The sequence below is a fragment of the Sphingomonas nostoxanthinifaciens genome (assembly GCF_019930585.1).
GTDB lineage: Bacteria > Pseudomonadota > Alphaproteobacteria > Sphingomonadales > Sphingomonadaceae > Sphingomonas_I > Sphingomonas_I nostoxanthinifaciens.
In genome coordinates this window covers 3,865,060-3,890,244 of sequence record NZ_CP082839.1, presented here as the reverse complement: position 1 = coordinate 3,890,244, position 25,185 = coordinate 3,865,060, and the positions used below count along the sequence as shown (strand labels likewise).

Annotated in this window: 18 protein-coding genes and 1 tRNA gene; 9 read left to right on the top strand and 10 right to left on the bottom strand. The window is 69.3% G+C overall.

Features of this window, described 5'->3' with window-relative positions:
- Positions 1-22: 22 nt before the first annotated feature.
- The gene (locus tag K8P63_RS18480) at positions 23-874 is read right to left on the bottom strand and encodes a sugar phosphate isomerase/epimerase family protein (RefSeq protein ID WP_223797452.1); all 852 of its coding nucleotides are present in this window, start codon (positions 872-874) and stop codon (positions 23-25) included.
- Positions 871-1,746, bottom strand: coding sequence for a type I 3-dehydroquinate dehydratase (aroD, locus tag K8P63_RS18475; RefSeq protein ID WP_223797451.1), 876 nt, complete (start codon positions 1,744-1,746; stop codon positions 871-873). The genes K8P63_RS18480 and aroD overlap by 4 nt, the downstream gene beginning before the upstream one ends.
- Positions 1,747-1,891: 145 nt before the next feature.
- On the opposite strand from aroD, the gene K8P63_RS18470 reads away from it, so the two are divergent.
- Both K8P63_RS18470 and K8P63_RS18465 read left to right on the top strand, forming a co-directional pair.
- Positions 1,892-4,243, top strand: coding sequence for a membrane-bound PQQ-dependent dehydrogenase, glucose/quinate/shikimate family (locus K8P63_RS18470; RefSeq protein WP_223797450.1), 2,352 nt, complete (start codon positions 1,892-1,894; stop codon positions 4,241-4,243).
- A 7-nt stretch (positions 4,244-4,250) separates the two neighbouring features.
- Positions 4,251-4,865, top strand: coding sequence for a TetR/AcrR family transcriptional regulator (locus tag K8P63_RS18465; protein WP_223797449.1), 615 nt, complete (start codon positions 4,251-4,253; stop codon positions 4,863-4,865).
- A 50-nt stretch (positions 4,866-4,915) separates the two neighbouring features.
- Here K8P63_RS18465 and K8P63_RS18460 read toward each other — a convergent pair whose 3' ends face one another.
- Positions 4,916-6,385 carry an efflux transporter outer membrane subunit gene (locus K8P63_RS18460; RefSeq protein WP_223797448.1) on the bottom strand — a complete coding sequence of 490 codons (1,470 nt, stop codon included), beginning with the start codon at positions 6,383-6,385 and terminating at the stop codon, positions 4,916-4,918.
- An 87-nt stretch (positions 6,386-6,472) separates the two neighbouring features.
- Between K8P63_RS18460 and K8P63_RS18455 the strand changes: the two genes are divergently transcribed.
- From K8P63_RS18455 to K8P63_RS18445, 3 genes are all read left to right on the top strand, one after another.
- Complete coding sequence (locus K8P63_RS18455; protein WP_223797447.1) at positions 6,473-7,093, top strand: TetR/AcrR family transcriptional regulator; 621 nt, start codon at positions 6,473-6,475, stop codon at positions 7,091-7,093.
- An 86-nt stretch (positions 7,094-7,179) separates the two neighbouring features.
- Positions 7,180-8,265, top strand: a complete 1,086-nt coding sequence (locus K8P63_RS18450) for an efflux RND transporter periplasmic adaptor subunit (protein WP_223797446.1) — start codon at positions 7,180-7,182, stop codon at positions 8,263-8,265.
- The gene (locus K8P63_RS18445; protein WP_223797445.1) at positions 8,262-11,372 is read left to right on the top strand and encodes an efflux RND transporter permease subunit; all 3,111 of its coding nucleotides are present in this window, start codon (positions 8,262-8,264) and stop codon (positions 11,370-11,372) included. The genes K8P63_RS18450 and K8P63_RS18445 overlap by 4 nt, the downstream gene beginning before the upstream one ends.
- A 123-nt stretch (positions 11,373-11,495) precedes the next feature.
- On the opposite strand, the gene K8P63_RS18440 is transcribed toward K8P63_RS18445, so the two are convergent.
- Positions 11,496-11,571 (bottom strand) — tRNA-Thr (locus K8P63_RS18440).
- 244 nt (positions 11,572-11,815) lie between these two features.
- On the opposite strand from K8P63_RS18440, the gene K8P63_RS18435 reads away from it, so the two are divergent.
- From K8P63_RS18435 to K8P63_RS18420, 4 genes are all read left to right on the top strand, one after another.
- The gene (locus K8P63_RS18435) at positions 11,816-12,886 is read left to right on the top strand and encodes a hypothetical protein (protein ID WP_223797444.1); all 1,071 of its coding nucleotides are present in this window, start codon (positions 11,816-11,818) and stop codon (positions 12,884-12,886) included.
- Positions 12,887-12,960: 74 nt separating this feature from the next.
- On the top strand, positions 12,961-17,586 hold the full coding sequence (locus K8P63_RS18430) for an NAD-glutamate dehydrogenase (RefSeq protein WP_223797443.1): 4,626 nt from the start codon (positions 12,961-12,963) through the stop codon (positions 17,584-17,586).
- A gap of 97 nt (positions 17,587-17,683) precedes the next feature.
- Positions 17,684-19,255: a bifunctional phosphoribosylaminoimidazolecarboxamide formyltransferase/IMP cyclohydrolase gene (gene purH / locus K8P63_RS18425; protein ID WP_223797442.1), complete on the top strand. Its 1,572-nt coding sequence runs from the start codon at positions 17,684-17,686 to the stop codon at positions 19,253-19,255.
- Between the two features lie 63 nt (positions 19,256-19,318).
- A complete protein-coding gene (locus K8P63_RS18420; protein ID WP_398287951.1) occupies positions 19,319-21,682 on the top strand; it encodes an FtsK/SpoIIIE family DNA translocase in 2,364 nt (787 codons plus the stop codon).
- A gap of 36 nt (positions 21,683-21,718) precedes the next feature.
- Here K8P63_RS18420 and K8P63_RS18415 read toward each other — a convergent pair whose 3' ends face one another.
- From K8P63_RS18415 to erpA, 6 genes are all read right to left on the bottom strand, one after another.
- The gene (locus K8P63_RS18415; protein WP_223797441.1) at positions 21,719-22,081 is read right to left on the bottom strand and encodes a MerR family transcriptional regulator; all 363 of its coding nucleotides are present in this window, start codon (positions 22,079-22,081) and stop codon (positions 21,719-21,721) included.
- A 16-nt stretch (positions 22,082-22,097) separates the two neighbouring features.
- Complete coding sequence (locus tag K8P63_RS18410; RefSeq protein WP_223797440.1) at positions 22,098-22,397, bottom strand: integration host factor subunit alpha; 300 nt, start codon at positions 22,395-22,397, stop codon at positions 22,098-22,100.
- 78 nt (positions 22,398-22,475) lie between these two features.
- On the bottom strand, positions 22,476-23,438 hold the full coding sequence (locus K8P63_RS18405) for a beta-ketoacyl-ACP synthase III (protein ID WP_223797439.1): 963 nt from the start codon (positions 23,436-23,438) through the stop codon (positions 22,476-22,478).
- Positions 23,435-24,445, bottom strand: coding sequence for a phosphate acyltransferase PlsX (plsX, locus tag K8P63_RS18400; protein WP_398288929.1), 1,011 nt, complete (start codon positions 24,443-24,445; stop codon positions 23,435-23,437). The genes K8P63_RS18405 and plsX overlap by 4 nt, the downstream gene beginning before the upstream one ends.
- Positions 24,446-24,491: 46 nt before the next feature.
- Positions 24,492-24,671 carry a 50S ribosomal protein L32 gene (gene rpmF / locus K8P63_RS18395; RefSeq protein ID WP_223797437.1) on the bottom strand — a complete coding sequence of 60 codons (180 nt, stop codon included), beginning with the start codon at positions 24,669-24,671 and terminating at the stop codon, positions 24,492-24,494.
- 158 nt (positions 24,672-24,829) lie between these two features.
- Positions 24,830-25,165: an iron-sulfur cluster insertion protein ErpA gene (erpA, locus tag K8P63_RS18390; RefSeq protein ID WP_223797436.1), complete on the bottom strand. Its 336-nt coding sequence runs from the start codon at positions 25,163-25,165 to the stop codon at positions 24,830-24,832.
- Positions 25,166-25,185 lie beyond the last annotated feature (20 nt).

Genomic DNA, 25,185 nt, shown 5'->3' with positions numbered 1-25,185 from the left:
CTTCAGTCGATGCGGCGTTTCTTCAGCGGCTCGATCCTGCGGCGTTGTCATCTGCGGGTTGGACCTCGGCGCGGCCGAGCAGCCGGCGCAGCGCGTCCATTGCCATCCTGGCGACCGGGCCGGGATCTCGCGCCCTGAGGCCGTCGTTGAACACCTCTAGTCCGATGGGGCCGACATATCCCCGACCGAGCAGCCGTCGAGCGAGGCGGTCGAGAGGCAGCTTCCCCGCGCCGGGCAGCAGCCGTGCGTGCCGTGCGATCCGCTTGGCGTCGGCGAGCGCGACCGGATGCGCGACATCGCTGAACTGGGCGAGAAAGATGCGATCGACCGGCACCGCGTCGATCACAGTCTCGTCCTCGTCGCGTACGAACAGGTGGAAGCTGTCGAGCACCAGCCCGGCATGCGCCGGGTCGAAACCGCGGATTGCCTCCCACGCAGCGGCGAAGGTTGCGTTGACCGAACTCCAGGCCATCCCCTCGTAGGCGATGCGCCGTCCGCGCAGGCGGGCCTGATCGACCAGCCATGCCAGATCGTCGCCGATCCGCGCGCGATCGCAGGCCGGATCGGTGGAGGCGGGAACCAGGACCGTGTCGATGCCGATCTCAGCAGCGGTGTCGAGCATCGCCAGCGCCTCCGCGCGCTTCACCTCGCGTTTGTCTCCGGGAGCGCCGTCGAAGTCGAGCAGCACCTGATAATCGGTGAAGCCGATCTGCAGCGTGGCGGCCAGCGCGCGCGTCGCCGCCGCCCCACCGTCCAGCGCTGCGACATCGCTGGTCCACAGCTCGATCTGGTCGAAGCCCGCCTCGCTTGCGGCGGCCAGCTTGGCCTTCGTGTCGCCACCCAGCAGCACCGTATTCAGAAAGAGCGGGTTCATGCCGCGAGCGCCTGGTGGATGGTGCCGATCGCAGCGCGCAGATCGGCGATCTTCACCTGGCCCGGCGCCGAGCCGCCGCCGACCTCGCCGAAGCTGAGCGCCGAGCCGAACGCCTCACCCGCCAACCGCGACACCGCGCCCACGCCCCCCATCGCCATCGTCACCAGCGGTCGGTCGGCATGGTCGCGCCGCATCGTCCACGTCGCCTCCAGCAACCGCAGCACGTCGTCCGGGCCGTGCGGCATCACCGCGACCTTGCAGATGTCAGCGCCCAGCACCTGCTGGTGGCGGAGCAGCGCGACGATCGTGGCGGTCGGCGGCGTTCGCTCGAAATCATGGTGCGACAGGATGACTCGGCGCCCGGCTGCCTGCGCGCGGGCCTTCACCGTCGCGACGGCGGGCGTCGTCAGCAACGCGGCCTGAATGTCGAGCAGATCGCCCGCGCCGCTCGCCAGCACGCGCTCGTAAAGCGCTGCATAAGCGGCCGGAGCGATCGTCTTTTCGCCACCCTCCTCCTTCGTTCGAAACGTAACGACGAGCGGCTTCGCACCGATTGCCTGCGCGACGGGCGTCATCATCGCCGCCACCGATGGCGGGTCGACGGCGTCGAGATGATCGAGCCGGAACTCGACCAGATCGACCGCGTCCATGCCGCCGAGCACACGCGCCTGCGCAAGCACCGCATCTCGTGTCGCTTCGGTCAGCGATACGATCGTCTTTGCGCGGCCCTCGCCGATGGCGACGTCACGAATACGGATCGGGTCGATCCGGCGCACCCCTGCGGGCGACGGCCTCGGCGCCGCGAGGCCCGGCGCGGCCAGCGCAGCGGCAGCGACCAGGGCGAAGGTATCCCGTCGGGCGACAAGCGGCATGATCGATCTCCATCCGTGCACGTCCGGACTTGTGCCCCGACGACCTGTGTACTAACTGGTACACACGATAACGGCGCAGCGGCTGTCGGGTTTCCGTCGTTCGACGCAAAAGCCCGCATCCGCGTCCCACGAAAGATCCGACGCGATGACGACAACGAGACCGCACCGTCTGGCGACGCTGCTGCTGGCGCTACTCGGCCTCGTAATCGGGGTCTTCGGACTGGCGCTTGCCGCGGGCGGCGCATGGCTGGCCTGGCTTGGCGGCAGCGCTTACTTTGTCGCGATGGGCGCAGCGATGCTGGTCGCCGGCTGGCTGATCGCGCGCGGCCGGCCGGCGGGCGCGACGCTCTACGGTCTCGCCTTCGTGGTTAGCGGTATATGGGCATGGTCGGACGTGGGGTTCGATTTCTGGCCGCTCGTCTCGCGCCTCGTCGCGCTGGCGGTGATCGCCTGCGCGGTGGCGGCATTCACCCCATTGCTGCAGGCGCGCGCCGGCCGGCGGCCGCAACGTGGCCAGTATGTCGTCGCCAGCCTGCTCGCGCTGGCACTCGTCGCGACGGGTGTGCGCGCATTCCAGCCGGTGCCGATGGTCGCGGCGGACACGGTCGCAGTCGCGCATCTTCCCACGCAGGCGGGGGTACAGACCGACTGGCCCGCCTGGGGCAACACCGTCGGCGGTACGCGGTTCGCCGCGCTCACCCAGATCGACCGGAGCAATGTCGGGCAGCTCCAGCGGGCTTGGACGATCCATACCGGCGACGTCGCCGCCAGCAACGGCTTCGGCGAAGAGGACCAGAACACCCCGCTGCAGATCGGCGGCACGCTGTTTATCTGTACGCCCAACAACATCGTCCTTGCCGTCGACGGCGACACCGGTGCGAGGCGGTGGCGCTTCGATCCGCACACCCATGTGCCGCAATGGCAGCGCTGCCGTGGTCTGGGCTATCATCAGGGCGTCGCCGGGCCGGACGGACGCTGCGCCCAGCGACTGTTGCTCGAAACCGACGACGCGCGGCTGATCGCGCTCGATCCGCGCGACGGCCGGCCGTGCGCCGGGTTCGGCGCCAATGGCGTCGTCGATCTGCGCGTCGGCATGGGCGTGATCAAGCCGGGCTATTACACGCTCACCGCCGCGCCGCTGGTCGCGGGCGATGCGGTGGTGATCGGCGGCCGTGTCGCCGACAATATCGAAGAGGGCGAGCCCGCGGGTGTCGTGCGCGCGTTCGACGCGACCACCGGCGTGCTGCGCTGGGCGTGGGATCCGGGCAATCCCGCCATCACGCGCCTGCCGCCGCCGGGACAGACGTACACGCGCGGCACGCCCAACGTGTGGGCCGGCATGGCGTATGATCCCCGGCTCGGTCTGATCTATGCGCCGACCGGCAATGCGACACCCGATTTCTTCGGCGGGCTGCGCCGGCCGGGCGACGACGCGTTCAACACGTCGGTCGTCGCGCTCGACGTCGCCACCGGGCGCCCGCGCTGGCGCTTCCAGGCGGTGCATCACGACCTTTGGGATTTCGATCTGCCGGCCCAGCCCGCTCTCTACGATCTGCCCGACGGGCATGGCGGCCGCGTGCCGGCGCTGATCCAGGTGGGGAAGAACGGGCAGATATTCGTCCTCAACCGCGCCACCGGCACGCCGATCGTTCCCGTCACCGAACGCCCCGTGCCCGTGGGATCGATACCGGGCGAGCGCTACTCACCGACCCAGCCCGTCTCCGCCATGCCGTCGATCGGGACCGCCACGCTGACCGAATCCGACATGTGGGGCGCGACGCCGATCGACCAATTGCTGTGCCGGATACAGTTCAAGCAGATGCGCTCGCAGGGCGCCTATACGCCGCCCGGAGTCGATACCGCGCTGCAGATGCCGGGATCGCTCGGCGGCATGAACTGGGGCAGCGTCTCGATCGACATGGTGCACGATTATCTGATCGTGAACGATATGCGGCTGGGGCTCTGGAACCGGCTCACCCCGCGCGACAAGCTCAAGCATCAGGTGACGGGCGGAACCGAGATGGGGCTGTCGGCGATGACCGGCACGCCCTACGTCTCGAACCGCAATCGCTTCGTCTCGCTGCTCGGCATTCCCTGCCAGAAGCCGCCATTCGGTACGATGACGGCCATCGACCTGCGCACGCACAAGATTGCGTGGCAGGTGCCGATGGGCAGCGTGCAGGATACCGGGCCGCTGGGGATCAAGATGCATCTCGGTATACCGATCGGCATGCCGACGCTGGGCGGCTCGCTCGCGACGCAGGGCAATCTCGTCTTCTTCGCGGGCACGCAGGATTATTATCTGCGCGCGCTCGACGTCGCCACCGGCCGGCTTCTGTGGAAGGGGCGGCTGCCCGTCGGCAGCCAGGGTTCGCCGATGACCTATGTGTCGCCGCGCACCGGGCGCCAATATGTGGTGGTCACGGCCGGCGGCGCGCGCCAGTCACCCGATCGCGGCGACTATGTCGTTGCCTACGCGCTGCCGCCCCGCGCATAAGGTGGGCGTGGACAAGGACGGGGTTACCGAGCGCAACCGGCACGACATCATCGCGGTCGCCACGGTCCAATTTGCCGACAAGGGGTTTGCCGGCGCCCGCATCGACGAGATCGCGGCGGCGACGGCCACCTCAAAGCGGATGATCTATTACCATTTCGGCAGCAAGGAGGGGCTGTACCGCGTCGTGCTGACCGAGGCGTATCGCGGCATCCGCTCCGCGGAGCTCGACGCCGGTGCGGAGACGATGGCCCCGATGGCGGCGCTGGAGCGGCTGGTGGCGCTGACCTTCGACTATCATTTCAGCCATCCCGAACTCGTGCGGCTGGTGACGGACGAGAATATGCGCCACGGCCCGCATGTCGGCGCGGTGGCCGAGGCGAGGAACGAACTCGTCCTCCCGCGAACGCAGGCGCTTATCGATCGCGGCGTGGCGGATGGCAGCTTTCGCGCTGGGATCGACCCGATCGACCTGCACATGACGATCAGCGCGCTCGCATTCCACTTCGTCGCGAACCGCTACAGCTTCGGCAGCATCTTCGGCGTGGACATGACGAGCGACACGGCCGCGGCTCTTCGCCGAGAACAGGTGGTGACGATCGTCCGGGACTATTGTCGGTCCTGAGCGCCCATTCCGATGGCTGTCGGGGTAGAGGCTGTGGCTCGGTTGAGGGATCAGCGCGCGGCGAGTTTGGTGCCGGGGGCGGCGGGGACGGCGTTCCAGCCCCCGCCGAGCGAGCGGAAGGAGGCGACGGCGGCGCGCGCGGATTCCGTCCGTGCCTGGGCGAGCGCGTCGCGCGTCTCGAGCAGGCGCGTGTCGGCATCGAGCACCTCGATGAGGCTGACGACGCCGCCTTTGTAGGCGGCCATCGAGGATTGCTGGGCGCGGGCGAGCGAGGTTTCGCCGGTGACGAGCGTGCGCTGTTGCTGTTCGCGGTTCACGAGGGCGGAAAAGGCGTTTTCCACGTCTTCGGACGCGCGCAGCACCGAAAGCCGGTAGGCCGCGAGCGCCTCGGCGTTGCGGCCCCGCGCATTCTTGATCTCGGCGTCGACGCGGCCGAAATCGAACAACCGCCAGCGCAGCCCGGCAACACCCTGCGCCTGGAAGGCCCCGCCGGTGAAGAGGCTCGCGGGTCCGGTCGCGGCGGTGCCGACCAGTCCGGTAAGCGAGATTTTCGGGAAGTATTCGGAGATCGCAGATCCGATGCGGGCGTTCGAGGCGGCGAGCCTGCGTTCCGCGACGATGAGGTCGGGCCGGCGTTGAAGGAGGTCGGCCGGGCTGCCGATGTCGGTGATGGCGGGGGCGGTCGGAATCGCCGACGGGGCGGCGAGCAGCACGCGCTCGGCGCCGGGTTGCTCGCCCATCAGCACGTCGAGCGCGTTGAGCGCGGCGTCCAACGCCACCTGGAGCACGGGCACCGTGCCCTTCACCTGCGCGAGGACGCCTTCGGCCTGGCGGAGCTGGAGTTCGGCCGCGACACCCTTGCGGTATTGCAGGCCGATCGTGTCCACCAGCCTCTGCTGGGTGGAGACCTGCTCGTTCGCGACTGCAAGCCGCTCCTGCAGGCCGCGGATCGCGATATATGTGTCGGCCACCTCAGCGGCGACCGCGAGACGTGCAGCGGCGACGCCGGCGCGCGAGCCCTGATATTCATCGAACGCCGCTTCGCGGTCGCGCCGCAGCCCGCCGAAGAGATCGATGTCCCAGCTGGCACCGACGTCGCCTTCATAGGCCTCTTGATTGCGGCCCACGCCGAAGGCGGCGAGCTGTCGCCCCTGGAGGGTGTCCCTGGACAGCCTGAGCGCGGCGGCTGAAGCCGTCACGTCGCCGGACGGAAGCAGCGCGGCATCGGCCTCGCGGAGGCCTGCCCGCGCCTGCGTCACCCGGGCGACCGCCTGTGCGATGTCGAGGTTCTGGGCGAGCGCCCGTTCGACGAGGCCGGTCAGGGTCGGATCCCCAAAGCCGGACCACCATGCGAGGTCGGTTCCGGACACGGCCGTGGGTGCGACGCGGTCGGCGACGGCGGGGGAACCCAGGAACGTCGCGGGGGATGCGATCGCAGGGCGATGATAGTCAGGGCCGACTGCGCAGCCGGCCATGAGACTCGACGCAAGAAGGAGCGCCGCCGACGTGTGGACGTGCATGGTGACCTCGAAGTCGACTGGATGTGTGACGAATATATAGATAGGTCACTCGTTGTCAATCAACGCTGCCAAAGCTATGTAGCGTCGATGAGCGACCTCCAAGCCAGCAGCGCGGCGGGCCAGCGCGGGCCCGCCGATCACAGCATCCGCGACCAGATCATCGCGGCGGCGGACGAGCATTTTAGCCACTATGGCTATGGCAAGACGACCGTCGCAGATCTGGCGAAGGCGATCGGTTTCTCCAAGGCCTACATCTACAAATTCTTCGAATCGAAGCAGGCGATCGGTGAGGCGATCTGCAGTCGCTGCCTGGGCTCGATCATCGAATCGGTCGAGGCATCCGTTGCCGACGGGAAGACGGCGACCGACAGGCTTCGTCGTCTTTTCAAGACGATAACGTCTTTGAGCTGCGAGCTTTTTTTCAACGATCGCAAGCTCTACGACATCGCCGCTTATTCCTGCGCCGAGCATTGGCCGTCGTCGGAAGCCTATGTGGAAAAGGTCGGCGCGATGCTCGCCGAGATCATCCAGGAGGGGCGCGCGTCCGGTGAGTTCGAGCGCAAGACGCCGATCGACGAGGCGGTCCGCGCGATCGTGCTCGTGTTCCAGCCGTTCATGAACCCGGTGATGCTCCAATATAATCTCGACGCCGTGCCGGAAGGCGCGAACGAGGTTGCCAGTCTCGTGCTGCGGAGCCTCGCACCCTGACCTGTAGCGTGAAAGTAACCTGTGACCCATTGACATAACGGTCACTCGTAGACAGATGAGCCGTAGCCCAATGCGGGGAGCGACTCATGCCACGTCTTCGTCACGTCACGCCGATCATCATGCTCGGCTCCCTCAGCCTCGCATTGTCGGCCTGTTCGAAGCCGGCCGGCGATCCCCGGGTCGGCGCGCAGCTCGTGCGCGTCGCCACGATCGGCTCGACCGGGCAAACCGGCCGGGAGTTCACCGGGATCGTCTCCGCCCGGGTGCAGAGCGATCTCGGCTTCCGCGTCCCCGGCAAGATCGTCGAGCGTCTCGTCGACACCGGCCAGACCGTCCGCAGGGGGCAGCCGCTGATGCGGATCGACCGCACCGATCTCGCGCTGGCGACGGTCGCGCAGGCGGGAAGCGTCGAGGCGGCGCGCGCGAAGGCGCTTCAGACCGCGGCCGATGAGAAGCGGTATCGCGATCTTGTTTCGGCCGGTGCGGTCTCGGCCTCGGCCTATGATCAGGCGAAAGCGGCGGCGGATGCCGCGAAGGCTCAGCTCGATGCGGCGCTGGCGCAGGCGGGCGTCGCGCGCAACCAGGCGGGCTATTCGGTGCTGCTCGCCGATGCCGACGGCGTGGTCGTGGAGACGCTCGCCGAGCCGGGCCAGGTGGTGACGGCCGGACAGACGGTGGTGCGGCTCGCCCATGCGGGGCCGCGCGAGGCGACGATCAGCCTGCCGGAGACGATCCGCCCGGCGATCGGTTCGACCGCGTCGGCCTCGGTGTTCAATTCCGTGTCCGGCACCGCGCGGCTGCGCCAGCTCTCGGATGCGGCCGATCTTCAGACGCGCACCTATGACGCGCGCTACGTGCTCGAGGGCGCCGCGGCGAAGGCGCCGCTCGGCGCCACGGTGACGATCGCGGTGCCGGATGCGAAGTCCGCCGGCGCGATGACGGTGCCGATGGCGGCGATCTACGACAATGGCCACGGCCCCGGCGTCTGGATCGTCGACGGCAACCCGCTCAAGGTGGCGTGGCGGGCGGTGCAGGTGGCGGGCCTCGGCGACGAGGCGGCGACGATCACGAGCGGCCTGCGGCCCGGCGAGCGCTTCGTCGCGCTCGGCGCGCACTATCTCCATCAGGGCGAGGCCGTGCGCGTTGCCTCCGATCAGGTCGCAGCGCAGTGAGCCGCCCCGAGGGCACAGGGGGCTTCAACCTCTCCGCGCTCGCGGTCCGCGAGCGTTCCGTCACGCTGTTCCTGATCATCGCGATCTCGATGGCCGGGCTGTTCGCGTTCCTCCACATGGGGCGCGCCGAGGATCCCAACTTCACCATCAAGCAGATGACCTTCGTCACCGCGTGGCCGGGTGCGACCGCGCAGGAGATGCAGGACCAGGTCGCCGAGCCGCTCGAGAAACGGATGCAGGAACTCGCCTGGTACGACCGGGCCGAGACCTACACCCGCCCCGGCGTCGCCGTGACCACGGTCACGCTCAAGGACCCGACACCGCCGGCCATCGTGCCGGAGGAATTCTACCAGGCGCGCAAGAAGCTCGGCGACGAGGCGCTCAAGCTGCCGCAGGGCGTGCAGGGGCCCTTCATCAACGACGAATATGGCGACGTCACCTTCGCGCTCTACGCGCTGAAGGGCGAGGGCGAGCCCGAGCGAGTCCTCGTCCGCCAGGCAGAGGCGCTGCGCCAGCGGCTGCTCCATGTGCCCGGCGTCAAGAAGGTCAACGTCATCGGCGAGCGGCCGGAAAGGATCTACGTCGAATTCTCCTACGCGCGTCTCGCCAATCTGGGCGTGTCGGCGCGCGACGTGTTCGCGGCACTCGCCAGCCAGAACATGCTGACGCCGGCGGGGTCGATCGACACCAAGGGGCCGCAGGTGCAGGTCCGCCTCGACGGTGCGTTCGACGATCTCCAGAAGATCAAGGACACGCCGATCACGGCGGGCGGCCACACGCTCAAGCTCTCCGACATCGCCGACGTGAAGCGCGGCTACGAGGATCCCGCCACCTTCATGATCCGCAACCAGGGCGAGCCGGCGCTCGAGCTCGGCGTCATCATGAAGGAGCGCTATAACGGGCTCCAGCTCGGCAAGGATCTCGACAAGGAGGCCAAAGCGATCTCGGCCGAGATGCCGCTCGGCCTCAGCTTCACCAAGGTCACCGATCAGGCGGTGAACATCCAGGAAGCCTATGGCGAGTTCATGCTGAAGTTCTTCGTCGCGCTGGCGGTGGTGATCGCGGTCAGCCTCGTCAGCCTCGGCCTGCGCACCGGCATCGTCGTCGCGCTCGCGGTGCCGCTGACGCTGGCCGGCGTGTTCGTCATCATGCTCGCGACCGGACGCGATTTCGACCGCATCACGCTCGGCGCGCTCATCCTCTCGCTCGGGCTGCTGGTGGACGATGCGATCATCATCATCGAGACGATCGTCGTGAAGATGGAGGAGGGGCATGACCGAATCACGGCGGCGACCTATGCGTGGGGGCATACCGCCGCGCCGATGCTGGCGGGCACGCTCGTCACCACGATCGGCCTGATGCCGGTCGGCTTCGCCAAGTCGAGCGCGGGCGAATATGCCGGCAACATCTTCTGGGTGGTCGGCTTCGCACTGCTCACATCGTGGGTCGTCGCGGTCGCGTTCACGCCCTATCTGGGCGTCAAGCTGCTGCCCGATTTCAAGCCGATCGAGGGCGGCCACGCGGCGATCTACGGGACGCCGCGCTATCAGCGGCTGCGCGCGGGCCTGTCGTGGATCGTGGACAACAAGAAGAAGGTCGCGCTGGCCGTCCTCGCATTGTTCTTCGTGGCGATCTTCTTCATGGGTTTCGTGAAGCAGCAATTCTTCCCGATCTCGGATCGGCCCGAGGTGCTGGTTGAGGTGCAGATGCCCGAGGGCACCAGCATCGAGGCGACCGGCGCGGCGACCGCCAAGGTCGAGACGTGGCTGCGCAAGCAGCCGGAATCGAAGATCGTCACCTCCTATATCGGGCAGGGTCCGCCGCGCTTCTATCTCCCATTCGCGCCCGAGCTGCCCGATCCGTCCTTCGCCAAGATCGTCGTGCTGACGCCCAGCGAGAAGGATCGCGAAGCGCTCAAGCATCGCGCGCGCGCAGCCGCGGCCGAGGGGCTGGCGCCCGCCGCCCGCATCCGCGTGACCCAGCTCGTCTTCGGACCCTATTCGCCATTCCCGGTCGCCTTCCGCGTGATGGGCCCCAACGAGGACAAGGTCCGCGCGATCGCCGAGCAGGTGCGCCGGGTGATGCTGGACAATACGTCGATGCGGCAGGTGAATACCGACTGGGGCGAGCGCGTGCCGACCGTCCACTTCGTGCTCGATCAGGATCGGCTGCGCGCGATCGGCCTGTCCTCGCAGGATGCGGCGCAGCAGCTCCAGTTCCTGCTGACGGGCGTGCCGGTGACGCAGGTTCGCGAGGACATACGCTCGGTCGAGGTGGTGGCGCGCAGCGCGGGCCCCGATCGCCTCGATCCGGCCAGGCTGAGCGCATTTACGCTGACCGGCAGCGCGGGCCAGCGCGTGCCGCTCGACCAGATCGGCAAGGCGGTGGTGCGGATGGAAGATCCGATCATGCACCGGCGCGACCGCTACGTCACCGTCACGGTGCGCGGCGATATCGGCGAGCAGTATCAGCCGCCGGACATCTCCAATCAGGTCATTAAGGGCATCAAGCCGATCGTCGATGCGCTGCCGTCGGGCTACAAGATCGAGACCGCCGCCGCGCTCGAGGAAGCCGGCAAGGCCAATGTCGCGCTGGCCGCCGTCTTCCCGTTGATGATCGTGCTGATGATGGTGGTCATCATCTTCCAGGTGCGCTCGATCTCGGCGATGGCGATGGTGCTGCTCACCGCGCCGCTGGCGCTGGTCGGGGTCGTGCCGACGCTGCTGCTGTTCAACCAGCCGTTCGGGTTCAACGCGATTCTCGCGATGATCGCGCTCGCCGGCATCATCATGCGCAACACGCTGATCCTGATCGGGCAGATCCACCAGAACGAGCGCGACGGGCTCGATCCCTATCATGCGGTGGTGGAGGCGACGGTCCAGCGCGCACGGCCGGTGATCCTGACGGCGCTCGCCGCGGTGTTCGCCTTCATCCCGCTGACGCAGTCGGTGTTCTGGGGATCGCTCGCCTTCACGCTGATCGGCGGCACGATCGGCGGCACGGTGCTGACGCTGGTGTTCCTGCCGGCGCTCTACGCCCTTTGGTATCGGATCAAGCCTTCACGAGAGCGTCGCGCGGCAGACCGGGTCGAAACGTTGGGCGTTTAGAAGGCCGACGTGCAGGTCTGCCATCCGCGAGCGGCCGATCTGGAATTGGCCCGATAAGCGCCGAGTGGCAGGCCGCATCCGTGGTGACGGATCATCGATGGAGCGGCGAAATGTAGAAAAGGGTGGTGCCGCTTAGGTGACTCGAACACCTGACCCTCGCATTACGAATGCGATGCTCTACCGGCTGAGCTAAAGCGGCCCGGTAACCCTATCAATCCCCCCACTAACCAGGCGGTTGCCTTGCCGAGCCGCTGTTCCGTCTCGCCGATTTCGCATGCACCCGCCAATGCGAATGCGATGCCCTACCGGCTGAGCTAAGGCGGCCCGCGCCGAGCGCCGTTACCAGCCAATATCGGCCAAGACAAGCGCCGTGCCCTTCACCTTTCCTCAACCATCGTCGCCGCATCCTCTGCCGGTGCTCGATGTGGGGTAGTGGGGTAGATATGCGGCAGGCCAGCCAAGGCGAACCGGGCAGCGGGATCGATCCCGCCTTCGCATTCGGACGCGAGCGGCGATTGCACGCTCTGGCCCACGATCACTGGCTGACGGCGGCGCGCGGTCGCGCCATGCCGCTGCTCGACGATTTCGCGCCGGATTGCTGGCCCGGTGCGCGCGACAATGGCGTGCTGCTGCGGCTTCGCGGCGAGGGCCGGCCGCCGGCGATCACCCATCTCGGCGATGCGTTCCGCGACGAGACCGGCGCCGCGCGTTCGACCGGCATCACCGCTCCCGATTCGCTCGTCGGCCGGCTGCTCGCGCGCCTGCCCGAGATCGTCGCCGGTCGCACGCCTCTGCAGTTCGAGGCGCGCTGCGCCGGCAATGAGGGCACGCCGATCGTGTGCCGCGGGATCCTGCTGCCGCTGGCGCATGCCGACGGTACACTCGGCGCGGTGCTGGGCGTCATCACGTGGAAGGCGCTTGTGGTAATGCCGACGTCGGAGATCGCGACGGTCGCCAGCAGTGCGTTCGCCGTTCGGCCGGAGGCCGCGCCGGTCTCGCCGTGGGGCGTTCGGCCTGCCGCGCCACTGCGCGCACCGTCCACGCTCGACCAGCTCCTCGCCGGCGCGCGCACCTGGGCGGCGCTGGCGGCGGGCGATCACACCGGCGGCACGACTGCGCTGCACGCCGCGCTCGGCGCCGCGTTCGACCTGCTGCTCGTGGCGCGCGCCCAGCCTACCGCTTTCGCCGGCCTGACGGGGGGCGATCACGCCACCCCGGCGCGGATCGTCGCGCTGACCTTCGGCGGGCAGAGCATCGCCCGGCCCGCGCGCGCTGCGTACATTGCGGCGCTCGCCTACGGCCTGCGGCTCAAGCTGGGACGTGGCGGCCTCACGCGCTTGCTCGACCAGCACGTCGATGGTCTCGACGGCATCGCCACCGCCGAACGACTGGCGCGCCGGGTCGCGCGCGGCCGTGCTCCCTTGCCGTCGCCGGCGTTCGACGACGGTATCACCCTCAAGCCATTGGCTCCGGTCGTCGCCGCCGTGCCGCGGCAAAGCGTCCGCGCCGCCTGATCCCAGCTTGTCGCCGCCGGCCTCCCGGCGCATAGGCCGCCGCCAGATCGGTTACCGGCAGCGGGAGAGACGAGATGGACAGCGAAACCCAGCAGGCCGCGGGCCTCCGGTTGATCGCCGCCGCGCTGGCCGAGGGTGCGCTGCCCGGCGAGACGCTGGATATGGACGCGACCGCGCGCGACGCCGCGGCGGCATTCGTCGCGGGCATCGCCGCGCAGCGCCAGCCGGGCACCGCCGCGATCGGCCTCGCCTCGATCGGTGGCGACGGCGTGCAGCGGCGGCTGCGGCTGGCGGTGGTCAATGACGACATGCCGTTCCTGGTCGATTCGGTGGCGGTCGCGCTGGCGGCGCGCGGCATCGCCATCCATCGCCTGCTTCATCCCGTCTTGTGCGTGCGACGCGACGCGTCGGGAGCGCTGACCGCGCTGCTGCCCAACGGCGCCAGCGGCGAGCGGCGCGAATCGATGATCTATCTGGAGATCGACCGCATCGACGCGCGCGAGCGGCGCGAGGTCGAGGCCGAACTGGCCGACGTGCTGGCCGACGTGCGCGCGGCGGTGGAGGGCTGGCCTGCGTTGCAGCAGGCGCTGCGCGATCTGGCGACCGGCCTGCCCGATGGCGAGGGGGCGGCGCTGCTGCGCTGGTTCCTCGAGCGCCACTTCACCCTGTTGGGCGCCGGCAGCGTGGCGCGCGACGGCACGCTGACCGGCGCGATCGGCATGGTCGGCCGGCCGGGGCCTGCCTTGTGGCTCGACGGGGTGCGCGAGGCGGCGTTGCGCTGGTTCGAGGAAGGCGGCCCGGCGCCGCTGGTGCTGAAGAGCGATCGCGTCGCGACCGTCCACCGCCGCGCGCCGCTCGACCTGCTGGTCGTGCCGATGCGTCGCGAAGGCCGGGTCGAGGGCCTGTCGATCGTCGCCGGGCTGTGGACCAGCGCCGCGCTGCGTGCGCCGTCGGACAAGGTGCCGGTGCTGCGCGCGCGGCTCGCGGCGATCGAGGAGAAATACGGCTTCGATCCCACCGCGCATGCCGGCAAGGCGCTGCGCCACGCACTGTCGGCGTTGCCGCACGATCTGATGGTGAGCTTCGAGCCGCCGGTGCTGGAGGAATTGGCGCTGACGGCGATGAGCCTCGCCGACCGCCCACGCCCCAAGCTGCTGCTCGCGCCCGGCCCGCTGCTGCGCCACCTGTTCGTGTTCGTGTGGGTGCCGCGTGATCAATTCTCGGTCGCCCGGCGCGAGGCGATCCGGACGATGCTGGAGGGTGCTGCCGGCGCGACCGTCTCGAACTGGACGCTCGACCTGGGCGAGGGCGATACCGCGCTGATCCGCTATACGCTCGATCTGCCGCCGGCGGCGGTACTGCCCGACGCCGCCGCGCTCGATCGCCAGCTGGAAGCGATGCTGCGCGGCTGGGCGCCCGGCGTCGAGGCGGCGCTGGGCGAGCTGGTGGCGCCGCATCGCGCCGCGCGGCTCGCGCTCGAATGGGCCGAGGCCTTTCCGGTCGCCTATCGCGCGCATGCCGATGCGGCCGAGGCGGCGGCGGATGTCGCCCGCCTCGCCGGGCTCGGCGATCCGGCACAGCGCGCGGTGCGGCTCTATCGCGCGGCCGACGATACCGGCGAACGGCTGCGGCTGAAGACTTATCGCCTCGGCGCGCTGATCCCGCTGTCCGAAGCGGTGCCGGTGTTCGAGCATTTCGGTTTTCGCGCCCTGCAGGAGATGCCGACCCCGCTCGACGGCGGTCGCGGCTATCTCCACGAATTCGTGCTGCAGGCCGACAGCGCCGAGGCGGCGGAGGCGGTGCTCGCCCGCGCCGACGTGGCCGAGGCGGCGATCGCGGCGGTGCTGGCGGGGCAGGCCGAGAATGACGCCTTCAACGCGCTGATCGTCGATGCGGGGCTCGATCCGGGCGCGGTGGTGCTGCTGCGCGCGTGGTTCCGCTATCTGCGCCAGACCGGCTTCCCCTATGGCCTCGCCACCGTTGCCGATGCGCTGCGCAATGCCCCCGACGTCGCCGGCGCGTTGATCGCTTTGTTCACGGCGCGGCATGGGCCCGACGGCGGCGACGAGGATGCCGCCGAGCAGGCGTTGGCGACGGCGCTGGGGCAGGTCGCCTCGATCGAGGATGATCGCATCCTGCGCCGGCTGGCGGCATTGGTCCGCGCGATCCTGCGCACCAACGCCTTCGCCCCGGCGGCGGACGAGGCACTGGCGTTCAAGCTCGACAGCGCCGAGGTGCCGGGCCTGCCCAAGCCGCTGCCGTGGCGCGAAATCTGGATCTACAGCCCGCGCGTCGAGGGCATCCACCTGCGCGGCGGCCCGATCGCGCGCGGTGGCCTGCGCTGGTCCGACCGGCGCGACGATTTCCGCACCGAGGTGCTGGGCCTGATGAAGGCGCAGGTGGTGAAGAATGCCGTGATCGTGCCGACCGGCGCAAAGGGCGGCTTCTATCCCAAGCAATTGCCGCCGCCCGCCAATCGCGACGCCTGGCTGGCCGAGGGCACCGAGAGCTATCGCATCTTCATCCGCGCATTGCTGTCGGTCACGGACAATCTGGTCGAGGGCGCGGTGGTGCATCCGGACGGCGTGCGCGCGCCCGACGGCGACGATCCCTATTTCGTCGTCGCCGCCGACAAGGGCACCGCCACCTTCTCCGATGTCGCCAATGCGATCGCGGTCGAGCGCGGCTTCTGGCTGGGCGACGCCTTCGCCAGCGGCGGCAGCCACGGCTACGATCACAAGGCGATGGGCATCACCGCGCGCGGCGCGTGGGTGTCGGTCCAGCGCCACTTCCGCGAGATGGGGGTCGACGTGCAGGCCGATCCCGTCACGGTGGTCGGCTGCGGCGACATGTCGGGCGACGTGTTCGGCAACGGCATGCTGCTGTCGCGCACGCTGCGGCTGGTTGCGGCCTTCGACCACCGCCACATCTTCTTCGACCCCACGCCCGATCCGGCGCGCAGCTTCGAGGAGCGCGCGCGCATGTTCGCGCTGCCGCGCTCGTCGTGGGCGGATTATGATCCGGCGCTGATCTCGCCCGGCGGCGGCGTGTTCCCGCGCACGCAGAAGGTGATCCCGCTGTCGGCCGAGGTGCGTGCGGCGCTGGGCGTCACGGCGACCGAGCTCGATCCCTCGTCGCTCGTCGCGGCGATCGTCAGGGCGCCGGTCGACCTGCTGTGGTTCGGCGGCATCGGCACCTATGTGAAGGCGGCGGGCGAGACCAATTCGCAGGTGGGCGACGTCGCCAACGATGCACACCGCGTCGATGGCCTGCAGGTGCGTGCGCGCGTGATCGGCGAAGGCGCGAATTTGGGCGTGACCCAGGCCGGGCGCATCGAGTTCGCCACGAAGGGCGGCCGCATCAACACCGACTTCATCGACAATTCGGCGGGCGTCGACTGCTCGGACAACGAGGTCAACATCAAGATCGCGCTCAACCGCGAGATGATGGAGGGCCGGATCGGCTTCGAGGAGCGCAATCTCTTCCTCGGCACGATGACCGACGATGTCGCGTCGATCGTGCTGGAGGATAACCGGCTACAGACGCTGGGCCTGTCGCTGGCCGAGGCGGGCGGGGCGGGGGCGCTGCCGGCGCAGATCCGCGTGATCGAGCTGCTGGAGGATGCCGGCCGCATCGACCGCACGGTCGACGGCATCGAGCCCAATCCGGCATTGCTCCGCCGCGCGACCGAGGATCGCGGCCTCACCCGGCCCGAGCTGGCGATCATCCTGAGCCACGGCAAGCTCGCGCTGCAGGCGGCGGTCGAGGCGAGCGCGCTTGCCGCCGATCCGCTGTTCATGCCTTTGCTCCATGCCGCTTTCCCGACGGCGATGCGCGAGCGGTTCGCTGCCGCGATCGATGCCCACCGGCTGCGGCCCGAGATCATCGCCACCAAGATCGCCAACCGCGTCGTCAACCGGCTGGGGCTCGTCGCCCCGTTCGAGCTGGCGGAAGAGGAGGGCGCGAGCCTCGCCCAGGTCGCCAGCGCCTATTTCGCGGCGGACGCGATCTTCAAGCTGGAGGGATTGTTCGAGGCGATCGAAAGCATCTCGCTGCCCGAGCCGACGCGGCTGATGCTGCTCGCCGCGGCGGGCGAGGGCGCGCGGCTGCATGTCGCGGACCTGCTGCACGCCGCACCCGACGATCTCGCGCCGGGTGCATTGGCCGAGGCGCTCGCGCCCGGCCTCGCGCGGTTGGAGAATGGCCTCGACGATCTGCTGCGTCAGGAGGCACGCTGGCAGCTCACGCAGTTGCGCGCGCGGATCGGCGCAAGCGACGCGCCGGCGGAGATCGTCGATCGCCTCGTCACGCTCCACGCGCTCGACGGCGCGGTCGGCACCGCCGCGCTCGCGCATCGCGCCGGGGCGGACGAGGTCGCGGTGACGCAGGCCTATGTGCGGCTGGGCGAGGCGCTCGGGCTCGACTGGGCCAAGGCGGCGGCGCTGCGCTTCGTGCCGACCGATCCGTGGGAGCGATTGCTCGCCGCCGGGCTCGCGCGCGATTTCGAGCAATTGCGCCTCGCCTTCCTCGCGCGGGCCGCGGGCGATCCGCTCGCTTATGTCGAGCAGTGGCTGGCGGAGCACGCGCTGCGCGTCGCGCAGTTCGAGCGCCTGATCGACCGCGCCCGCCAGTCGCCCGCGCCCAGCGCGGCGATGCTGGCGCAGGTGGCGGCGCAGGCGCGGACGCTGCTGGGGCGGTAACGCCGGCCACTTGCCCTCGGCACGAGCGGGCCGGGCGACCCCTCCGCACGTCGATCGGCTCTGGCGCTTCGGCGCATGATCGCGCATGGGCGCGCGCATGACCGACATCGCCATCCGCCGCGCCATCCTCTCCGTTTCCGACAAGACCGGGCTGGCTGACCTCGGCCGCGCGCTCGCCGCCAAGGGGGTCGAGCTGGTCTCGACCGGGGGCACCGCCAAGGCGCTGCGCGATGCGGGGCTTGAGGTGAAGGACGTGTCCGACCTGACCGGCTTTCCCGAGATGATGGACGGCCGCGTCAAGACGCTCCATCCGACGGTGCATGGTGGCCTGCTGGCGGTGCGCGACGACCCCGCGCATGTCGCGGCGATGGAGGCGCACGGGATCGGCGCGATCGACCTCGTCGTGGTCAATCTCTACCCGTTCGCGCAGACCGTGGCGAAGGGCGCGGCGCGCGACGAGATCATCGAGAATATCGATATCGGTGGCCCGTCGATGGTGCGTTCGGCCGCCAAGAACCACGCCTTCGTCGCGATCGTCACCGATCCTGCCGATTATGCGCTGGTGGCGGAGGCGAGCACGACGCTCGACCAGCGCAGGCGGCTCGCGGCCAAGGCCTTCGCCGCGACCGCCGCCTATGACGCCGCGATCGGATCGTGGTTCGCCTTCGCCGATCAAGGCGAAACCTTCCCCGAGAGCCTGTCGGTGCCGCTCCGCCGCGCGACGGCGCTGCGCTATGGCGAGAATCCGCACCAGTCGGCGGCGCTCTACCTGCCGACCGCGCCGGGCGCGCGCGGCATCGCCCAGGCCGAACAGGTGCAGGGCAAGGAGCTGAGCTACAACAATTATAACGACGCCGACGCCGCGCTGGAGCTGGTGAGCGAGTTTCGCGACGGGCCGCCGACGGTGGTGATCGTCAAGCACGCCAATCCGTGCGGCGTCGCCTCGGCCGACACTTTGATCGAAGCGTACAAGGCGGCGCTCGCCTGCGACAGCGTCTCGGCCTTCGGGGGGATCATCGCGGTCAACCGGCCGCTCGACGGGCCGACCGCCGAGGCGATCAGCGGCATCTTCACCGAGGTGGTGGCCGCCCCCGACGCCGATGCCGACGCGCGCGCGGTGTTCGCGCGCAAGAAGAATCTGCGCCTGATGCTGACCGGCGAATTGCCCGATCCGGCGCGGCCCGGCCTGATGCTGAAGAGCATTGCGGGCGGCATGCTCGTCCAGTCGCGCGACAACGGCCATGTCGGCCGTGGTGACCTGACCGTCGCCACCAAGCGCGCGCCGACCGAGCGGGAACTGGCCGATTGTCTGTTCGCATGGACTGTCGCCAAGCACGTCAAGTCGAACGCGATCGTCTACGCCAAGGACGGCGCCACCGCCGGGGTCGGCGCGGGCCAGATGAACCGGCTGGAAAGCGCGCGTATCGCCGCGTGGAAGGCGCGCGACGCCGCCGAGAAGGCCGGCTGGGCCGAGCCGCGCACGATCGGCTCGGCGGTCGCCTCCGACGCCTTCTTCCCCTTCGCCGACGGGCTGCTGGCGGCGGTCGAGGCGGGCGCGACCGCGGTCATCCAGCCCGGCGGATCGATGCGCGACGCCGAGGTGATCGCCGCCGCCGACAAGGCTGGACTGGCGATGGTGCTGACCGGAATGCGGCATTTCCGTCACTGAGCCCGACCTTGACGGGCGAGAACATTTGCGGTACATAGGCAGGCTGATTTTCGGGGAGCGGTGATGGCAACGCGCATCGCAAGCGGGACGGGCGCCGGTCGATCGGAGTGGGGCCAGCATGTGCGGCGCGTCGGCGCGCGCGGCGGGGCAATGGCGGCGGCGCTCGCTTTCCTCGCGCTTTCGCTGATGCTGGGTTTCGCGCTGGCGAGCTATTCGCGCTACGACGCGGCGCTCAACACCGCTGCCGGCGGCCCGATCGGCAACGTGCTCGGCTGGGCCGGCGCGTGGACGGCGGATCTGCTGCTCAGCCTGTTCGGTCTGCCCGCGGTCCTGCTGGTGCCGCCGCCGGTGGTGGTGGCGCTGCGCCTGTGGCGCGGCGGCGCGCCCGGCAAGTGGATCCGCGCGCTGCCGATCACGATGCTGGCGATGGTGCTGTGCGGCGTCGCGCTGGCGCTGCTGCGCGGCGGATCGATCGGCGCGCTGCCCGCGGGGCTGGGCGGGGCCTTCGGCTTCGGCGGTGCGACCGCGATCGACGCCGGGCTCGCGCGGTTGCCGATGCCGGGCTGGGCGGTCGGCCTGCGCCTCGGCGCGATCGTATTGTTCATGGTGCTCGGGCTCGCTGCGGCGTTCCTGTCGCTCGGCCTCGATGCCGACGAGCGCGCCTTGCTGTTCCGCCGCCGTGACGCCGAGTGGGACGATGAGGATGAGGCCGTGGCCGTCGCACCCGCGCCGGTGCGCGAAGCGCCGACGCGCGCGCCGCGCGAGCGGCTGGCGGCGGTGCCCGAGCTCGACGAGGAGGACGCGCCCGCGCCGCCCCCGACCATCACCGAGCCATCGCGTCCGGCGCCCGCCGTCGCCGCCGCGCGCAGCCAGCGCGAGCGGCAGGCGAAGCTGGCGCTCGGCGATTCGTGGGAACTGCCGTCGCTCGATCTGCTGAGCCCGATCCCCGATGCGCCGGTGCAGAAGCTCGACAATGCCGCGCTGGAGCGGAACGCCCGTTTGCTCGAGACGGTGCTCGAGGATTTCCACGTGAAGGGCCGCGTGACCCAGGTCCGCCCCGGCCCGGTCGTGACGATGTACGAGCTCGAGCCCGCGCCCGGCATCAAGGCGAGCCGCGTCGTCGCGCTTTCCGACGATATCGCGCGCAACATGTCGGCGCTGTCGGCGCGCGTCGCGACCATTCCCGGCCGCACCGTGATCGGCATCGAATTGCCCAATCAAAGGCGCGAGAGCGTCGTGCTGTCCGAACTGGTCGCGAGCGACGGGTTCGAGAATCAGGGACCGGGCACGCTCGCCTTGATCCTCGGCAAGAATATTGCGGGCGATCCGGTCATCGCCGATCTCGCGCCGATGCCGCACCTGCTCGTCGCCGGCACCACCGGCTCGGGCAAGTCGGTCGGCCTCAATGCGATGATCCTGTCGCTGCTCTATCGGCTCAATCCCGATCAGTGCCGCATGATCATGATCGATCCCAAGATGCTCGAACTGTCGATCTATGACGACATCCCGCATCTGCTGGCGCCGGTCGTCACCGAGCCGCCCAAGGCGATCCGCGCGCTCAAATGGGCGGTCGAGCAGATGGAGGAGCGCTATCGCATGATGGCGTCGGTGGGCGTGCGCTCGCTCGCCTCGTTCAACGACAAGGTGCGCACCGCCAAGGCCAAGGGCCAGCCGCTCGGCCGCAAGGTGCAGACCGGCTACGACGCCGAGACCGGCCAGCCGATCTACGAAGAAGAGAAGCTGGAATATGAGGTGCTGCCGACGATCGTGGTGATCGTCGACGAGCTCGCCGATCTGATGATGACCGCCGGCAAGGAGGTCGAATTCCTGATCCAGCGGCTGGCGCAGAAGGCGCGCGCGGCGGGCATCCACCTCATCATGGCGACGCAGCGCCCGTCGGTCGACGTCATCACCGGCGTCATCAAGGCCAATCTGCCGACGCGGATCAGTTTCCAGGTCGCGTCCAAGATCGATTCGCGCACGATCCTCAACGAGCAGGGGGCGGAGCAGCTGCTCGGCAAGGGCGACATGCTCTACGTCGCGGGCGGCAAGCAGATCGTGCGCGTCCACGGCCCGTTCGTGTCGGACGACGAGGTGCGCGCGGTCGCGGAGCATTGGAAGGCGCAGCGCCAGCCGGATTATGTGACGGCGGTGACCGAGGAGCCGTTGGAGGGCAGCTACGAGATCGAGGGCGCGCCGTCGGGCCCCGACGATCCCGAGACGCAGACCTATCGCCGCGCCGTCCAGCTCGTGGTCGAGAATCGGAAGGCCTCGACCTCGTGGCTCCAGCGCCAGCTCCGCGTCGGCTATAATGGCGCGGCGCGGCTGATCGAACGGATGGAGAAGCAGGGGATCATCTCGACCCCCGATCATGTCGGCCGCCGCGAGGTGCTGATCGAGCCGGCGGACCTGCCAAGCTATCTCTGACGCACGCCGTCGCCGGCGGGCGAAGCGTGGCCGCGCCTAGAGTGTGATGCGCGCGTCGTCGATCAGCGCGGAGGCGAGCGCGTCACGGATCGCCTGCAGCTCGGCCAGCGGCGCGACCGCGGATGCGGACGGGCCGGACGGCTCGGCCGCAGTCGCAGGCTCGCGCTCCAGCAATTGCTGGACGCCGCGGACGGTGTAGCCCTCATGGTTGAGCAACCGGTCGATGCGGCGGGCGAGTGCCACGTCGTCTGGTCGATAGTAACGGCGGTTGCCGGCGCGCTGGAGCGGACGGAGCTGCGGGAAACGCGTCTCCCAATAGCGCAGGATATGCTGCGGCACGCCAAGCTCCGCCGCGACTTCGCCGATGGTGAGAAATGCGCCCGCAGCTTTTGATCCCACGTGCGCTTTCTCTTTCTCAGTCGGCTTCGACGATGCGGTCACGCAACGTCTGGCTCGCGCGGAAGGTCAGCACCCGGCGCGGCGCGATCGGCACCTCGATACCCGATTTGGGATTGCGGCCGATGCGTTCTGCCTTGTCGCGCAGAACGAACGTGCCGAAGCCCGAAATCTTGACGTTCTCGCCGTCGGCGAGCGCATGGCACATATGTGCGATCACCTGCTCCACCAAGGCGGCGCACTGCGAGCGTGGCAGCCCGATGCGCCCATGAAGTTTCTCCGAAAGATCCGCTCGCGTCAACGTGCCCGATTCGGCCATAGTTCCCCCCAAAGCCGAGAGTTCATTGCCATTCGTAACGCGCGGAAGGAAGCGCTACAAGCCTCTTCCTAACACAGATCAATATCTTGCTACGGCGGCGCCCCACGTGAAGCCGCCGCCCATCGCCTCGAACACGATCAGGTCGCCGCGGCGGATGCGGCCGTCGCGTACCGCGACGTCGAGCGCGAGCGGAACCGAGGCCGCCGACGTATTCGCATGCTCGTCGACGGTGATGACCATCCGCGCGGCAGGCAGGCCGAGCTTGCGCGCGGTCGCGTCCAGAATGCGGCGATTCGCCTGATGCGGCACGACCCAGTCGACGTCGCCGACGTCGACGCCGGCCTTGGCGAGCGCTTCCGCCAGTACCGCCGCCAGATTCGTGACCGCGTGGCGGAACACCTCCTGCCCGCGCATGCGAAGCTTGCCGACCGTGCCCGTGGTGGAGGGGCCGCCGTCGACATAGAGCAGCTGATTATAGCGCCCGTCGGCATGGAGCGCGCTGGAGAGGATGCCGCGCGCGCTGTCCTCCTCAGCCTGCAGGACGACGGCACCCGCGCCGTCGCCGAACAGCACGCAGGTGGCGCGATCCTCCCAGTCGAGGATGCGGCTGAACGTCTCGGCGCCGATCACCAGCGCGGTGGTGGCGCCGCCAGCGCGAATCATGCTGTCGGCGACCGACAGCGCGTAGAGGAAGCCCGAGCAGACCGCCGCCAGATCGAACGCGACGCAATCGGTGATGCCGAGCGCGGCCTGAATCTTGGTGGCGCTGGCGGGGAAGGTCTGGTCGGGCGTGGCGGTGGCGAGCACGATCAGGTCGACCGCGCTCGCGTCGATCCCCGCCGCGTCCAGCGCGCGTCGTGCCGCGTCGGCACCGAGCGTCGCGGTGGTCTCGCCCTCGCCGGCGATATGGCGCGCGCGGATGCCGGTGCGTTCGGTGATCCACGCATCCGACGTGTCGACCGTCTGCGCCAGTTCGTCATTGGTCACGCGCCGCTCGGGCAAGGCCGATCCGGTGCCGGCGATGATCGCGCGACGCGTCACGCCTCCACCCCGGTCGCAGGCGCCCGGATCGCGGCGAGATCCTCGGCGATGCGATGGACGATCCGCCCGCGGACCAGCTTGGCGGCGACGCCGACGGCATTGGCGAACCCCTCGGCGGTGGTGCCGCCATGGCTTTTCACCACCGTGCCGTTGAGCCCGAGAAAGACCGCGCCGTTGCGCGTGCTGGGATCGAGCCCCTGGCGCAGCAGGGTGATCGCGGGACGCGAGAGCAGGAAGCCGAACTTCGAGCGGAGCGAGCTGGTGAAGGCGCGGCGAATCAGGTCGGCGATGAACCGCGCCGTGCCCTCGGCGGTCTTGAGCGCGATGTTGCCGGAGAAGCCGTCGGACACGATCACGTCGGCCTCGCCGCGCCCGAGCGCATTCGCCTCGATAAAGCCGTCGAATCGCAGCGGCAGGTGATCGGCCGCGCGGAGCATCGCGGCGGCTTCGCGCAACGCGTCGGTGCCCTTCAGCTCCTCGGTGCCGATGTTGAGCAGCCGCACCAGCGGCTCGTCGGTATCGTGGAGGATGCGCGCATAGGCCGCACCCATCACCGCGAACTCGAACAGGTTGCCGGCGTCGCACTCGGTATTTGCGCCGAGATCGAGCATCACGAGATCGTGGCGTCCGAGCGTCGGCAGCAACGCCGCCAGCGCGGGGCGGTCGATTCCCGGAATGGTGCGGAGCGCGAGCTTGGCCATCGCCATCAGCGCGCCGGTATTGCCGGCGGAGACCGCGGCATCCGCGTCGCCGGCCTTCACCAGCGCGATCGCCATGCCCATCGAGCTGGTCTTGGCGCGGCGAATCGCCTGGCTGGGCTTGGCCTCGCCGCTGATCGTCTCGGCCGAATGGACGATCGTCACCGGCTGGCCGGGCTTCAGGTGGCGGGCGCACTCGGCCTTGAGCGCGGCCTCGTCACCGAACAGCGTGAAACGCAGCGTGGGGTCGGCCTTCAGCGCCAGCGCCACGCCGGATACGGCAATGGCGAGCCCACCGTCGCCGCCCATCGCATCGATCGCGAGATGCGGCCCCACACTCTGCATTCCCTGGACTTCAGTTGCCGGCCGGCAGGATCTCGCGACCGTTATAGTGACCGCAGTGGCCGCACAGATTGTGCGGACGCTTCAGCTCGCCACAATTCGGGCATTCCTGGAAGGCGTCGACCGTCAGCGCATGGTGGCTACGGCGCATGTTCCGCCGCGACGGCGAGGTCTTTCTTTTAGGGACGGCCATCTCGGCACCTGTTCCAATCTATCACGAACGACGAGCACACGCTTCGCCATCGACCTGCCCCAAAAGGGGTCTTCGGCCTGCGGCTCGGCGCGTCGGGAAGACGTGGGCCTATAGCGATTTTCCATGCTGTTGCAAGCAGGGAAGGGAGGCGGTTCCGCCTAGATCGAGAAGCTGGTGCCGCAGCCGCAACCCGAGGCGGCATTGGGATTTTCAACACGGAATGCGGCCCCGCCGAGCGACTGGACGAAGTCGACCGCGCAGCCGCGCACAAGGTCGAGGCTGACCGGGTCGACCACCAGCCGCACGCCGTCGCGCTCCGCAACCGCATCCTCGCTGGCGACATCGTCGGCGAGATCGAATTTATACTGGAAGCCGGCACAGCCGCCGCCTTCGACCGCGAGGCGCAGGATGGCGGGCTTGGCCTGCTTGGCCGCGATCGTCGCCACGCGGGCGGCGGCGGCGCTGGTCAGGTCGATCGTGGCGGCTTCGCTCATGCCCGCGAGATAGGGTGTCG

Bases quoted from the DNA above. Each gene is read 5' to 3' on its own strand.
- K8P63_RS18480 (WP_223797452.1), bottom strand. From the start codon at position 874: ATGAACCCGCTCTTTCTGAATACGGTGCTGCTGGGTGGCGACACGAAG.
- aroD (WP_223797451.1), bottom strand. From the start codon at position 1,746: ATGCCGCTTGTCGCCCGACGGGATACCTTCGCCCTGGTCGCTGCCGCT.
- K8P63_RS18470 (WP_223797450.1), top strand. From the start codon at position 1,892: ATGACGACAACGAGACCGCACCGTCTGGCGACGCTGCTGCTGGCGCTA.
- K8P63_RS18460 (WP_223797448.1), bottom strand. From the start codon at position 6,385: ATGCACGTCCACACGTCGGCGGCGCTCCTTCTTGCGTCGAGTCTCATG.
- K8P63_RS18455 (WP_223797447.1), top strand. From the start codon at position 6,473: ATGAGCGACCTCCAAGCCAGCAGCGCGGCGGGCCAGCGCGGGCCCGCC.
- K8P63_RS18450 (WP_223797446.1), top strand. From the start codon at position 7,180: ATGCCACGTCTTCGTCACGTCACGCCGATCATCATGCTCGGCTCCCTC.
- K8P63_RS18435 (WP_223797444.1), top strand. From the start codon at position 11,816: ATGCGGCAGGCCAGCCAAGGCGAACCGGGCAGCGGGATCGATCCCGCC.
- K8P63_RS18430 (WP_223797443.1), top strand. From the start codon at position 12,961: ATGGACAGCGAAACCCAGCAGGCCGCGGGCCTCCGGTTGATCGCCGCC.
- purH (WP_223797442.1), top strand. From the start codon at position 17,684: ATGACCGACATCGCCATCCGCCGCGCCATCCTCTCCGTTTCCGACAAG.
- K8P63_RS18420 (WP_398287951.1), top strand. From the start codon at position 19,319: ATGGCAACGCGCATCGCAAGCGGGACGGGCGCCGGTCGATCGGAGTGG.
- K8P63_RS18410 (WP_223797440.1), bottom strand. From the start codon at position 22,397: ATGGCCGAATCGGGCACGTTGACGCGAGCGGATCTTTCGGAGAAACTT.
- plsX (WP_398288929.1), bottom strand. From the start codon at position 24,445: ATGGGCGGCGACGGTGGGCTCGCCATTGCCGTATCCGGCGTGGCGCTG.
- rpmF (WP_223797437.1), bottom strand. From the start codon at position 24,671: ATGGCCGTCCCTAAAAGAAAGACCTCGCCGTCGCGGCGGAACATGCGC.
- erpA (WP_223797436.1), bottom strand. From the start codon at position 25,165: ATGAGCGAAGCCGCCACGATCGACCTGACCAGCGCCGCCGCCGCCCGC.